11 protein-coding genes and 1 pseudogene are annotated in these 12,351 nt (G+C 71.7%); 8 read left to right on the top strand and 4 right to left on the bottom strand.

Annotated features, from left to right (window positions below):
- The first annotated feature begins 358 nt into the window (after window positions 1-358).
- The 5 genes from ACFYPA_RS33240 (at window position 359) to ACFYPA_RS33220 (ending at window position 6,162) form a co-directional block, all read left to right on the top strand.
- A complete protein-coding gene (locus ACFYPA_RS33240) occupies window positions 359-2,422 on the top strand; it encodes a hypothetical protein (protein ID WP_389136106.1) in 2,064 nt (687 codons plus the stop codon).
- Between the two features lie 172 nt (window positions 2,423-2,594).
- On the top strand, window positions 2,595-3,533 hold the full coding sequence (locus ACFYPA_RS33235) for an ABC transporter ATP-binding protein (protein ID WP_359085307.1): 939 nt from the start codon (window positions 2,595-2,597) through the stop codon (window positions 3,531-3,533).
- Window positions 3,527-4,282 carry an ABC transporter permease gene (locus ACFYPA_RS33230; protein ID WP_359085308.1) on the top strand — a complete coding sequence of 252 codons (756 nt, stop codon included), beginning with the start codon at window positions 3,527-3,529 and terminating at the stop codon, window positions 4,280-4,282. The genes ACFYPA_RS33235 and ACFYPA_RS33230 overlap by 7 nt, the downstream gene beginning before the upstream one ends.
- Before the next feature lie 93 nt (window positions 4,283-4,375).
- A complete protein-coding gene (locus tag ACFYPA_RS33225; RefSeq protein ID WP_389136102.1) occupies window positions 4,376-5,554 on the top strand; it encodes a sensor histidine kinase in 1,179 nt (392 codons plus the stop codon).
- Window positions 5,551-6,162: a response regulator transcription factor gene (locus ACFYPA_RS33220; RefSeq protein WP_359085309.1), complete on the top strand. Its 612-nt coding sequence runs from the start codon at window positions 5,551-5,553 to the stop codon at window positions 6,160-6,162. Before ACFYPA_RS33225 ends, ACFYPA_RS33220 begins: the two co-directional genes overlap by 4 nt.
- Before the next feature lie 215 nt (window positions 6,163-6,377).
- On the opposite strand, the gene ACFYPA_RS33215 is transcribed toward ACFYPA_RS33220, so the two are convergent.
- Both ACFYPA_RS33215 and ACFYPA_RS33210 read right to left on the bottom strand, forming a co-directional pair.
- Complete coding sequence (locus tag ACFYPA_RS33215) at window positions 6,378-7,061, bottom strand: response regulator transcription factor (protein ID WP_359319939.1); 684 nt, start codon at window positions 7,059-7,061, stop codon at window positions 6,378-6,380.
- Window positions 7,058-8,293, bottom strand: a complete 1,236-nt coding sequence (locus ACFYPA_RS33210; protein WP_389136098.1) for a sensor histidine kinase — start codon at window positions 8,291-8,293, stop codon at window positions 7,058-7,060. The genes ACFYPA_RS33215 and ACFYPA_RS33210 overlap by 4 nt, the downstream gene beginning before the upstream one ends.
- 132 nt (window positions 8,294-8,425) lie before the next feature.
- Here ACFYPA_RS33210 and ACFYPA_RS33205 point away from each other — a divergent pair, with 132 nt between their 5' ends.
- Complete coding sequence (locus ACFYPA_RS33205; RefSeq protein ID WP_389136095.1) at window positions 8,426-9,334, top strand: ABC transporter ATP-binding protein; 909 nt, start codon at window positions 8,426-8,428, stop codon at window positions 9,332-9,334.
- On the top strand, window positions 9,331-10,188 hold the full coding sequence (locus ACFYPA_RS33200) for an ABC transporter permease (RefSeq protein ID WP_359319945.1): 858 nt from the start codon (window positions 9,331-9,333) through the stop codon (window positions 10,186-10,188). The genes ACFYPA_RS33205 and ACFYPA_RS33200 overlap by 4 nt, the downstream gene beginning before the upstream one ends.
- A 171-nt stretch (window positions 10,189-10,359) precedes the next feature.
- On the opposite strand, the gene ACFYPA_RS33195 is transcribed toward ACFYPA_RS33200, so the two are convergent.
- Entirely contained in the window at window positions 10,360-11,289 is a 930-nt protein-coding gene (locus ACFYPA_RS33195; RefSeq protein ID WP_389136092.1) for an SDR family oxidoreductase, read from the bottom strand.
- A 153-nt stretch (window positions 11,290-11,442) separates the two neighbouring features.
- On the opposite strand from ACFYPA_RS33195, the gene ACFYPA_RS33190 reads away from it, so the two are divergent.
- The gene (locus ACFYPA_RS33190; protein ID WP_389136089.1) at window positions 11,443-12,015 is read left to right on the top strand and encodes a helix-turn-helix domain-containing protein; all 573 of its coding nucleotides are present in this window, start codon (window positions 11,443-11,445) and stop codon (window positions 12,013-12,015) included.
- A 114-nt stretch (window positions 12,016-12,129) separates the two neighbouring features.
- Here ACFYPA_RS33190 and ACFYPA_RS33185 read toward each other — a convergent pair.
- Window positions 12,130-12,351 (bottom strand): annotated as a pseudogene (locus ACFYPA_RS33185) (coagulation factor 5/8 type domain-containing protein); the annotation flags it as partial.

Genomic DNA, 12,351 nt, shown 5'->3' with positions numbered 1-12,351 from the left:
GCCGCTCCCTGATCCGGCCAAGATCTTCAGTACCCTCCTAGCCGCCCCCTGGCCTGCGGCACGGGGGAAGTACGGGCGGCGGAGCCAATCGGGAGAACCTGCTTTGAGTCGTGAAACTGACAGTTCGTCCTCCGGACCCCAGGGTCGCGGAGGAGCCGCGTACCCCTCGGGTACGCCGCCGTACGGATCCCGCCAGTATCCGTCGCTGCATCCTGCACAGGACGCCCCGGAGGAGTCCCCGGAGCCTGCGGATCCGCCTCAGCCCGACGAGCCGAGGACCGAGACGACGCTGACGACGCGTATCCGGATCAACATCCCGGGTTCGCGCCCCATCCCCCCGGTTGTCATGCGTACGCCCATGAGCGACGTCAACGGCGCCGGCGGTGAGCGCACCGGCTCCACCCCGCGCCCGGGCGCCTCGGCCCCGGGCGGCGCGCAGGCGGCGCCGGGCGTGCCGGGGCCCGAGACCGGCGAGACGCCGGTCGTGGCGGAGCCGGCTGCCGAGAAGCCGGCCAGGGAGAAGAGCGGCAGCGACTGGTTCGCACCGCGCAAGTCCCCGGCCGCCGCTCCGGCGGGAGCGAGCGCCTCGGCCGGCACCCCGCCCAGCGACGGGACGGACGGGGCCGGGTTCCGCGCCGATGGTGCGGGTGATTCTGGTGGTGCGGGTGGCCCCGGTGGTGCCAGCGGTTCCGGTGGTTCCGGCTTCGCGGCCGGTGGCCCCGGCTCCGGGGGCCGGCCGGACGGTCCGGGTTCCGGTCCTTCGGGTGGCCCTCGCCCCGATCTGCCCTACTTCTCCGACGGACCGCAGCGCGCGGGTGACCCGGGCGCGCCCGGGTCCGACGGTTTCGGCGGTGGGCCGGGGTCCGATGGTTTCGGCGGTGGGCCTGGATCTGACGGTTTCGGTGGTGGGCCTGGATCTGACGGTTTCGGTGGTGGCGACGGTGCCGGCGGTTTCGGTGGTGGCGACGGTGCCGGCGGGCCCCGCTCCACGCCGCACCTCGGTGTCCGTGCGCCCGGACCGTCCGGCCCCACCACGGGGCCGGCCACCGGCACCTCGGCCCTCACCCCGGACCTCGACGGCCGGGCACCCTTCGGCCCGGGACCGGGCGGACCGGCGGGCCCCGGCGGTGCGCAGGGCCCCGGCACCCCCGGAGGCGTCCCGCCGCGGATGTCGGACGACACCGCGGTGCTCACCCCGCAGTTCGGGCCCGGCCCCGGCGGCCCCTCCGGCCCCGGCGGCCCCTCCGGCCCCGGCGGCAACGTCTCGGGGGACACGCTCACCAGCGGCATCCCCGTCGTACCTCCGGAGCACCGCTCGTCGGGGGCGCCGTCGCCGTTCGCCGACTCCGGTCCCCGTGCGGGAGACAGCCCGATGGGCACCGGACCGGCCGGGCCGGGCGGGGTCGCCGATCGGGCGCCCAAGCCCGCCGCCCGTAACGCCCCGGAACCCGCGGCGCCGAGCGCCCCGGCGAAGAAGGGCCGCTCCAAGCTCGTCATGCTCTGCGTGGCCGCCGTCTGTCTCCTCGGGGTCGCCTACGGCGCCGGGCTGCTGATGAACCACTCGGACGTCCCCAAGGGCACGACCGTCCTCGGCGTCGACATCGGCGGCGGGACGAGGGACGACGCCGTCGAGAAGCTGGACGCCGCGTTCGGCAAGCGGTCCACGGCCCCGCTCCAGCTGACCGTGGACGGCAGGAAGACGCAGCTCGCCCCGGACAAGGCCGGGCTCTCCCTGGACGGCCAGGCGACCGTGCGCGCCGCGGCGGGCAGCGACTACAACCCGGTCTCCGTCATCGGCTCCCTCTTCGGCAGCGAGCGCACGGTCGATCCGGTGATCCCGGTCGACGAGGAGAAGCTCGGCGTCGCGCTGAAGGACCTGTCCGGCGCCTCGGGCTCGGCCACCGACGGCACGATCAAGTTCGTGCCCGGCAAGGCCGTCCCCGTCCCGGGCAAGGCGGGCAAGGTGCTCGACGTCAACCAGTCGATGCGCTCGGTGCGTGACGCGTACCGCGCCCAGGTCGAGACGGGCAAGGCGAACGTCGTCCAGCTGCCCGTCACCGCCGGCGAACCCACCATCAGCCAGGCCGAGATCGACCGGGCGATGAAGGAGTTCGCGGAGCCCGCGATGTCCGGCCTGATCGTCATCAAGGCCGGTTCGAAGCAGATCCCGTTCGGCCCCGCCAAGTCGCTGCCGAAGATCCTTTCGATGGTGCCGGTCGACGGCAAGCTCGTCGACCACTACGACAAGAAGGCCATCGAGGAACTCTGCGGAGGCGTCTTCGACGGGATCATGGTCACCAAGGGCGACGGTACGAAGCACCAGGTCGGCCCGGACGACGTGGCCTTCGCGATGAGGGGCGCGCTGCTCGGCAAGACGGAAGCCGAGCGGACCGTCACGATCGATCTCGGCGGCAACGGCTGACCCGGCCCGCCCCGCGCTCCACCGCCCCCGGCCGGACCTCCGGCCGGGGGCGGTGGTGCGTACCGGCCATCACACCGGCGCCGCCGTCATCCGTACGGCATGACATCTGTCATCCCGGATCCACGACCCGTGACCCTGCCGGGCGCACCCTCCGCTGAGCCAGGCTGGACGCATGACAACGACAGCCTCCGAAGTCACCGCGGCGAAGACCGCCGTGGTCAGCTTCGACCGGGTCACCAAGGCCTACGGAGACGTACGCGCCGTCGACGGGCTCACCCTCGACCTCCACCCCGGCGAGACCGTGGCGCTCCTCGGCCCCAACGGCGCCGGCAAGTCCTCCACCCTGGACCTCCTCCTCGGCCTGCGCACCGCCGACTCCGGGACGGTCCGCCTCTTCGGTACGACCCCTCAGGCGGCCATCGCCGCCGGCCGTGTCGGCGCGATGCTGCAGTCCGGCGGCCTCATGGAGGACGTCACCGTCGGCGAGCTGGTCGGGCTCGTCTGCACCCTGCACCCCAGGCCCTACCCGGTGAGCGAGGTGCTGGCCCGCGCCGGCATCGCACCGATCGCCGACCGCATGGTCAACAAGCTCTCCGGCGGCCAGGAACAGCGTGTGCGGTTCGCGCTCGCCACCGCCGGGGCCAACGACCTGATCGTGCTCGACGAGCCGACCACCGGCATGGACGTCACCGCCCGCCAGGCGTTCTGGGCCACCATGCGCGAGCAGGCCGACCAGGGGCGTACCGTCCTGTTCGCCACCCACTACCTCGAAGAGGCCGACGCGATCGCCGACCGCGTCCTGGTCCTGCACAAGGGCCGGATCCTCGCCGACGGCACCGCCGCCGAGATCAAGGCGAGAGCCGGGGCCCGCCGTATCTCCTTCGAGCTGGAGGGCGCGATCGACGAAGAGGCCCTGCGCGCGCTGCCGTTCCTCTCCACGCTGGACATCGCCGGCCGCCGCGTCCGTATCCAGTCGCACAACGCCGACGCCACCGTGCACGCCGTCTACGGACTGGGTCTCTTCCCGCGCGAACTCGAAGTCGCGGGACTCGGCCTGGAGCAGGCCTTCGTCGCCATCACCGAGGCCGAGGAGGCCAGGACCTCATGCTGAATCTCTCTTCGTGGGCGCTCGTCAGACTCGAAGTGACCCGCACCCTGCGCAACAAGAAGTTCATGTTCTTCTCGATCATCTACCCGTCGGTGATCTACCTGCTGATCTCCGGCACCCAGAACACCACCGACAAGGTGCCGGGCACCGACCTCACCCTGCAGTCCTTCTTCATGGTGTCCATGGCCTCCTTCGGCGCCCTGACCGCCGTGCTGATGGGCAACAGCGAACGCATCGCCAAGGAGCGCGAGAAGGGCTGGGTCCGCCAGCTGCGGCTGACCGCCCTGCCCAGCCGCGGCTACGTCCTGGCGAAGATCGCCAGCGCCGCCATGGTCACCCTGCCCTGCATCGTGGTCGTCTTCCTCGTCGCGGCCTCCGCCAAGCACGTACGGTTCGACCTGTGGCAGTGGTTCGCCCTCACCGGCGTCATCTGGGCCGGTTCGCTGGTCTTCGCCGCGCTCGGGGTTGCCATCGGCTACCTCGCCAGCGGTGACGCGGTCCGCCCGATCACCATGATCATCTATTTCGTCCTCTCGATCCTCGGCGGCCTGTGGATGCCGAGCGCGACCTTCCCGCAGTGGATCCAGAACATTTCCGAGTGGCTGCCCACCCACGCGTACGCTGCACTCGGCCAGGCCGTCGAGTTGGGCGGCGCGCCACACGGCAAGGACGTCGCCATCCTCTGTGTCTACTTCCTGATCTTCGCGGGCGGCGCCGCCTGGCTCTACCGGAAGGACACCCTGAAGGCATGAACGAGGACGAGGACGAGGACGAGGGCGGGGACGGTACGACGGCGTGAGTGAGGGCGGGGGGACGGCATGCGAGGACGAGGGCGGGGGGACGGCATGAACGAGGACGAGGCGCCCATGGGTTCCGGGAGCTCACACACCGGCGCACGGCTCGTCGGGACCAAGCTCCTGTGGATCGGTATCTGGCTCGCCTTCATGAGCGCACCGGTCAAGGATCTCGCCGACGGCCATCACACTCCGTGGGCGACCGCGCTCGGAACCCTCGGTCTCCTCGTCTTCGTCGGTAGCTACCTCGTCCTGCTCTTCCGCCACACCTCGAAGGCGCTGGACCCCTTTCGGGTCCGATCCGCCCTCGCGTTCCTCTGGGCCCTCGCCGTCCTGCTCTCCCTGACGTTCGGCACGCCGTGGCTGGTCCTCTTCGTGTACGTGTCCGTCTCCGTCGGCGCCACCCTGCCGATGCGGACCGCCCGTTGGCTGATTCCCGCCGTCACCGCCGTCCTGGTGGGCATCGGCCTGACCGGCGACCACCCCCGCGAGATCATCACGGCCCTGGTCTTCCCCGCACTCCTCGGCGGCTTCGCGATGTCCGGCGTACGGCAGATGATCCGCACCACGATCCAGCTCCGCGAAGCCCGCGCCACCGTCGCCCAGCTCGCCGCCAACGAGGAACGGCTGCGCCTGGCCCGTGACCTGCACGACCTCCTCGGCCACTCCCTCTCCCTGATCACCCTCAAGAGCGAACTGGCCGGACGGATGCTCCCCGACCACCCGGAACAGGCTGCCGCCCAGGTCGCCGACATCGAACAGGTCAGCCGCCAGGCCCTCGTGGACGTACGCAGCGCCGTCACCGGCTACCGACGGCCGACCCTCCCCGGCGAACTGGCCGGGGCCAGAACCGCTCTCGCCGCCGCCGGAATCACCGCCGACATCCCGGCCGAGACCCCCGAGGACCTCCCGGAGAAGGCGGAGGAGGTGCTCGCCTGGGCGCTGCGTGAAGCCGTCACGAACGTCGTACGCCACAGCGGCGCCGATCGCTGCACGGTCACCCTCGCCCCCCGGCAGACCCTCGACGGACGTGTCCTCGAACTGACCGTCGCCGACAACGGCCGCGGCGCCACCGGCACGACGCGGGGCAACGGCCTCACGGGGATGACCGAGCGCCTCGCCTCGGTCGACGGGACTCTCATCACCCGGGCCACCGATCCCCGTTCGGGCAAAGGCTTCACCACGGTCCTCAGCGTTCCGCTCGAATCCGGCCTAGGATCCGGGGAATGAGCATGATCAGACTTCTCCTCGCCGAGGACCAGTCCATGGTGCGCGAGGCCCTTGCGGCGCTCCTCGGCCTGGAACCCGACATCGAGGTGGTCGCCCAGGTCGCCCGCGGCGACGAGGTGTTGGCCGCGGCCAGGGAGCACGGCATCGACGTGGCCCTGCTCGACATCGAGATGCCCGGCATGACAGGTATCGAGGCGGCCGCCGAACTGCGCCGCGACCTCCCCGGTGTCAAGGTCGTCGTCGTCACCACCTTCGGCCGTCCCGGCTATCTGCGCCGCGCGATGGAGTCGGGCGCGGACGCCTTCCTGGTGAAGGACGCACCCGCGTCCCAACTCGCCGAAGCCGTCCGCAAGGTGCTCGCCGGGGAACGCGTCATCGACCCCACTCTCGCTGCCGCCGCCCTCGCCGACGGCGCCAGCCCCCTGACCGCGCGGGAGCGCGATGTCCTGCGCACCGCCGCGGACGGCTCGACCAACGCGGAGATCGCCGCCGCGCTGCACCTGTCCCAGGGCACGGTCCGCAACTACCTCTCCATGGCGATCCAGAAGATGGCGTCGCGCAACCGCGCGGAGGCAGTCCGGATGGCACGGGAGAAGGGCTGGTTGTAGGGCCCGGGTATGCACGGGCCCGTGCGCGCTGCGCTGCTGGGTGGTGGGCCGTTGGGTGGTGGACCGTTCGTGGGGGGCCTGCGCGCGGTGGGCCGTTGGGTGGTGGACCGTTCGTGGGGGGCCTGCGCGCGGTGGGCCGCTGGGTGGTGGACCGTTCGTGGTGGGTACCAGTGTGGTGCGGCCGTGTGCGGTGGCCCGTTCGGGTGGCCCTCTCCTCACCGGGCCGCCGTCACCAGCCCCGCCTCGTACGCGATGATGACGAGCTGCACCCGGTCCCGGGCACCGAGCTTGGCGAGCAGTCGGGTCAGATAGGTCTTGGCCGTGGCGACACTGATGAACAGCCGCTCGGCGATCTCCGCATTGGACAGCCCACTGCCGACCAGCACCAGGACCTCGCGCTCCCGGTCGGTGATCGCCGTGAGGGGCCTGGAGGGTGACGCGGTTGCCGGACGGCCCGCGAACTCCTTGATCAACCGCCGGGTCACGCCCGGCGCGAGCAGCGCGTCACCAGCCGCCACCACCCTGACCCCAGCCAGAATCTCCTCCAACGCCATGTCCTTGACCAGGAAGCCGGCCGCACCGGCGCGCAGGGCGCCGTACACGTAGTCGTCGTCATCGAAGGTGGTCAGGACGACCACATGGGCGGTGGCCGGGCCCGCCGCGATCCGCTCGGTGGCCTCGATGCCGTTCAGTCCCGGCATTCGGATGTCCATCACGACCACATCGGGGGTGAGCTCGGTGGCCAGCCGGACCGCCTCCTCGCCCGTCCCCGCCTCGCCGACGACGTCGATGTCGCTGGTTTCGGCCATGACCATGCGCAACGCGGCGCGCACCAGCGGCTGGTCGTCGGCGAGCACGACGCGGATCGGCTCCGCGGCTCCGGGCGTCCCGTCGCTCATGCCGTGCTCCCCGCGGCCGCCGCCGCCGCGGCAGGCACCGGCAGCCGGGCCGTCACCCGAAAGCCGCCCTCCGGGTGCGGTGCCGCTTCGAACTGCCCGTGCAGCAGCGCGACACGCTCCCGCATGCCGACGAGGCCGAACCCCCGTTCCGTGGTGCTGCCCGCTCCCCGGCCGCGGTCGACGACCTCGATGGCGAGCTCCTCGGAGCCGTACGCGATGGACACCCGGCAGGCATCGGTCGAGGCATGCCGGACCACGTTGGTCACCGACTCCTGGACGATGCGGAACGCCGACAGGTCGATGTCCGGTGGCAGCGGACGCCGGTCGCCTTCCCAGCGCACCTCCACCCGGACCCCGGCCGCGGTCGTCGCCCGCGCCAGCCGCTCCACGTCGGCGAGGCCCTCCGCCGGCCGCAACGGCGCCCTCTCCGACGCGGCGCGTCCATCCCCGGAGTCGGTCTCCCGCAGAGCGCCGAGTATCCGGCGCAGCCCCGACAACGTCTCGCGGCCCGCGGCCTCCACCGCGCTCATCGCCTCGCGCGCGGCGTCCGGCCGGGTGTGCACGACTCGGGCCGCCGCACCTGCCTGGAGGGCGATGATGCCCACGCTGTGCGCGACCATGTCGTGCATCTCGCGGGCGATCCGCAACCGCTCCTGGACCACTGCCTGTTCGGCTGACCGTGCGGCCATACGCTCATTGTGCAGGCGCGACTCGTACGCCGAGCCCCCCACAAGCCAGGCGACGACGGCGGTCAGTGCGACGACCAGCTCAGCGGACGTGCCGACGACCCACCCGGCCAGCAACCGCATGGTCAAGAAGCCGGCAAGGGTGCCGAGCGCCATCAGAAGGGCGGCGAGACCGGTCCGGCGGGACCGGGTGGCGGCTATGAAGTACAGCGCCACATCGGCGGCCAGGAACTGGGCAAGCGGAATCTCACCCACGCTCAACGACATGGTGGCGAGCGCGGCGGCACCGAGCACCAGGGCCAGGCCCTTCAGGGGACGCCGCTCCAGCACCACACATCCGGCCGCGGCCAAGGCTGCGGCGAGCAGTTGGGTGAGCAGCCCGTCCCACCGGTAGAACAAGACCCCGGGCCGGACGGACGGCTCGTACTCGCCGGGCAGCCGCACCCGCACGAGGAAGGTGAGCAGCACGCCCGCATACCAGCCCGCCCCAACCCACCAGCCCGGCGGGATGAGTTTGAGTCGGGGCAGCGAGGGCGTTGGGGACATGTGCTGATCGTAGCCAGCGCCTCGCGGACAGGCATCGGACCACGGTTGTACACCCTGGGTCGACACCGCCCCCCGCCAGATGTCACCGCTGGTCCGAAGACACACGCGGGGCGCGGACAGGACAGTGGTGGAGTGATCGAATTCAACGGACTGACCAAGCGATACGGCGCCGCCACCGTCGTCAAGGACCTCACATTCACCGTACGGCCGGGCGAGGTCACCGGCTTCCTGGGCCCCAACGGGGCAGGTAAGACCACTACTTTGCGCATGCTGTTGGGCCTGATCGAGCCCACCGCCGGAACGGCCACCCTGCACGGCCGGCCGTTCAGCGACCACCCACGCGGACTGCGGCACGTCGGCGCCCTCCTCGACGCGGGCGACGTCCACGGCGGCCGCACCGCCCGCGCCCACCTCGCGATGCTGGCCCGCAGCAACAGCATCCCGCGCGCCCGGGTCGACGAGCTGCTCCAGGACGTGGGCCTCGCGGGAGCGGCCCGCCGCCGCATCGGCGGCTTCTCCCTCGGGATGCGCCAGCGCCTCGGCATAGCCACCGCGCTGCTCGGCGACCCGCCGGTGCTGCTCTTCGACGAACCGCTCAACGGCCTCGACCCGGAAGGTGTGCTGTGGGTGCGCGGGCTGTTCCGCCGGCTCGCCGCCGAAGGCCGCACGGTGTTCGTCTCCAGCCACCTGATGACGGAGATGGAACACACCGCCGACCGGCTCGTCGTCATCGGCCGCGGAGAGCTCATCGCCGCCGAGAGCCTGACCGCGTTCGCCTCCCGGAGCACCCGCCTGAGCGTGACCGTAGGAACCCCCGACCCTGCCGGCCTGACCCCGCTGCTCACCGCCGAGGGCGCCGAGGTGGTCCGGGACGGCGATCGGCTCACAGTCACCGGGCTCACCGCCGCCCGCATCGGTGAGCTCGCCCTGCGCCACCACGTCCTGCTCCACGAACTCACGACGCTCGGCGCCTCGTTGGAGGAGGCGTTCATGGAACTCACCGCAGACAGCGTGGAATACCTCGCAGGAGACCCCCGATGACCACGGCACCGGTCACGACCGCGCCCCCCGCCCGCGTGACGAACGACGAACCCCGTGCCCGCTTCGGTGACCTGCTGGCCGCCGAGTGGCTCAAGATGTGGTCGCTGCGCTCCACTTCCTGGATGTACGCGATCACCGCGCTGGCCGTCATCGCGTTCAACGCCGGCACGGCCTACGACCACTACAAGTACTGGTACGCGTACGACGAGCACGGCCGCGCGTCCTTCATCGCCAACGGCTCGCCGCTCATGGACGCCTTCACCGGGAACGCCGCCATGGTGCTGGTGCTGGCCGTCGCCGCGATCGGTGCCGTATCCATAACCGGCGAGTACGGCACGGGTCTGATCCGCACCACGTTCACCGCCGTCCCGGCACGCCGCTCGGTGATGGCTGCCAAGGCCCTCGTCCTCACTGCCGTCACCGCGGTCTTCGGCGCACTCGTCGCCGGGGCATCGTTCGCGTCGACGCAGGCGATCCTCGCCGGCAGGGACGCCTCCGTCTCCCTCTCCCACCCTGGCGCGGTGCGTGTCATCGTGGCCTCCGCACTGCTCGCGCCGGTGGCCGCGCTCGCGGGCCTGGCGATCGGCGCGGTGATTCGCCACACCGGAGGCTCCGTCATCGGATGCGTGGTGGTGCTGCTCCTGCTCCCGATGGTCCTCAGCGACCGGCGCCATCTGACGGCGGTGCTCCAGCACACGTTGCCCTTCAGTGCGTGGGAGCGGCTGTCGGCGTCGGATCTCCATGCGTCGATCCTCTATCCGTGGACGGTCGCCGGAGCCTGGACCGTCTACGTCGCCTGGGCGCTGCTGGCCGGCACGGTCGCGGTGGTCGCGGTGCACCGCCGCGACCAGTGACCTGGCTGCTCCGCAACTCCGGACGAGCCTCCGGAGCCGAAAGCGCCTCCGGTTCCGGACGCGCCTCTGGAGCCGAAGGCGCTTCCCCGGCGGGCAGCGGGGCAGCGGGGCAGCCGGCCGGGCAGTCAGACCGTCAGGCATTCAGGCGTCCGTGACGCGTTCAGGCGGCCGTCACGCGGGCGGGGCATCGAAGTAGTGCCCCTTGTCGAGGTCCTCGATCAGCCCCGGGTGCGTCGGCTGCCACCCGAACGCGGTGCGGGTCAGCGCGCTGGAGGCCGGCCCGTCCACCCCCACGAGGCCGCCCAGCCAGGCGAAGTGCGCGTCCGCGTCCTTGGCGGACACGGAGGCGACGGGGAGACCGAGGCGACGCCCGACGGCGTCGGCGACGTCACGGAGCGGGACCCCTTCCTCGTCGACCGCGTGCAGGGTTGATCCCGCCGGGGCGGACTCGAGCGCGAGGCGGACGAGGTGGGCGGCGTCGGCGCGGTGCACGGCCGGCCAGCGGTTGGCCCCGTCGCCGATGTAGCCGGAGACGCCCTTGTCGCGGGCGATCCCGACCAGGGCTGCCATGAAGCCGTGATCCCCTTCGCCGTGCACCGTCGGGGGGAAACGCACGACGGAGGAGCGGACATCGCGTGAGGCGAGGCCGACGGTCAGCAGAGCCGTGGCCAGGCGCTCCCGCGCGGCGTTGAAGGGCACCGGCCAGTCGGGGGTCTGCCCGTCCTCCTCGGTGGCGACCCGGCCCGGGGCGAGCCCGAGCGTTCCGGAGGCGATGACGAACGGCTTGCCTGAACCCGCGAGCGCCTCGCCGAAGGTCTCGACGGCCCGGCGGTCCGCGGCGGCGGCGTCCTGGAAGCCCCCCGAGAAGGCGATGTCGTGCTTGAACGCGAGGTGGACCACGCCGTCCGCGTCGGCAGCCGCGTCACGCAGGGTGCCGAGGTCGTCCAGCTCCCCGCGTCGCACATCGGCGCCCGCGGCGGTGAGCGCCTCGGCCGAGGCGTCCGAACGGGCGAGCCCGACGACCTGGTGGCCCGCGTCGAGGAGCTCGGGAACGACGGCGGAGCCGATCCAGCCGGACGCGCCGGTCATGAATACACGCATGGAAATCCTCCAGAGTGGGTCGGCCGTTCGGGCGTGCCCGCCACAAACGGCCGACCCGGAAAGTCAAGGTCAGCGACCGGCATCGTTCAATGTCAGCAACTGACATCACCCTACTCCTGATGTCTGTCACTGTCATCACATAGAATCGGCGGCATGAGTCGATGGGAGCCGAACGCGCGGGGCCGGCTGGAGCAGGCCGCAATGGAGCTGTACGGCGAGCGCGGCTACGAGCAGACGACCGTGACCGAGATCGCCGCGCGGGCGGGGCTCACGGAGCGGACGTTCTTCCGGCACTACGCCGACAAGCGGGAGGTCCTGTTCGCGGGCTCAGCCTCGCTCCAGGGGCTCCTCGTGGACACGCTCACCGGGGCTCCCGCGACCGCGTCGCCGATCGACGCCGTGGCCACGGCGCTCGACGCCGCCGCAGCAGTGTTCGACGAGCGTCGCGAGCAGTCCCGGCGGCGCCAGAAGGTCATCTCGGCCAACGCGGAGCTGAGGGAGCGCGAGCTGATCAAGCTCGCCTCACTCGCCGCGGCGCTCGCCGAGTCCCTGCGGGCGCGCGGCGTCGCGGAACCGGCCGCGAGCCTGGCGGCCGAGGCGGGGATCGCCGTCTTCAAGGTCGCGTTCGAACGCTGGATCGCCGGCACCGACGACCGGGCCATGGGCGCGTACATCCACGAGTCCCTCGATGAACTCAAGGCCGTGACGGCGGGCGGCCGGGCCTGACACCAGTGCGCCCCGTCGTGGAGTGACGGGGCGCACTGAGTTCAACGGAACGCTGCGGATTGAACGGGCCGGTGTGGACCGAGGAGCGGGGTTCGTAGGCTGCGGGGCCGGCCCTTAGGGGAACGACACCACCTGGGACGGAATGGTGTCCGTCCCCGAAGTCGGTGAGCCGGTGTTGTTGATGACGTGTTCGTACTGGCCCTGGCCGCCGAGGGAGACGACGAGCAGGTCGTGGAACTTCACTCCGGGTTTCACGGGGGCCTGGAAGCCGTGGTCCTGGCGGATGGTCGGGTCGACGTTGAAGTAGCAGTAGCTGCCGAGTCCCCAGCCTTCGTG

Origin of the sequence: Streptomyces sp. NPDC005775, assembly GCF_042871565.1 — a bacterium.
In the GTDB taxonomy this organism is placed as follows: Bacteria; Actinomycetota; Actinomycetes; order Streptomycetales; family Streptomycetaceae; genus Streptomyces.
Note: the sequence above shows the minus strand (reverse complement) of the source record. Positions and strands in the feature narration are given on the sequence as shown.

Coding starts and splice junctions, on each gene's coding strand:
- ACFYPA_RS33240 (WP_389136106.1), top strand. CDS start 359: ATGAGCGACGTCAACGGCGCCGGCGGTGAGCGCACCGGCTCCACCCCG.
- ACFYPA_RS33235 (WP_359085307.1), top strand. CDS start 2,595: ATGACAACGACAGCCTCCGAAGTCACCGCGGCGAAGACCGCCGTGGTC.
- ACFYPA_RS33230 (WP_359085308.1), top strand. CDS start 3,527: ATGCTGAATCTCTCTTCGTGGGCGCTCGTCAGACTCGAAGTGACCCGC.
- ACFYPA_RS33225 (WP_389136102.1), top strand. CDS start 4,376: ATGAACGAGGACGAGGCGCCCATGGGTTCCGGGAGCTCACACACCGGC.
- ACFYPA_RS33220 (WP_359085309.1), top strand. CDS start 5,551: ATGAGCATGATCAGACTTCTCCTCGCCGAGGACCAGTCCATGGTGCGC.
- ACFYPA_RS33215 (WP_359319939.1), bottom strand. CDS start 7,061: ATGAGCGACGGGACGCCCGGAGCCGCGGAGCCGATCCGCGTCGTGCTC.
- ACFYPA_RS33210 (WP_389136098.1), bottom strand. CDS start 8,293: ATGTCCCCAACGCCCTCGCTGCCCCGACTCAAACTCATCCCGCCGGGC.
- ACFYPA_RS33200 (WP_359319945.1), top strand. CDS start 9,331: ATGACCACGGCACCGGTCACGACCGCGCCCCCCGCCCGCGTGACGAAC.
- ACFYPA_RS33195 (WP_389136092.1), bottom strand. CDS start 11,289: ATGCGTGTATTCATGACCGGCGCGTCCGGCTGGATCGGCTCCGCCGTC.
- ACFYPA_RS33190 (WP_389136089.1), top strand. CDS start 11,443: ATGAGTCGATGGGAGCCGAACGCGCGGGGCCGGCTGGAGCAGGCCGCA.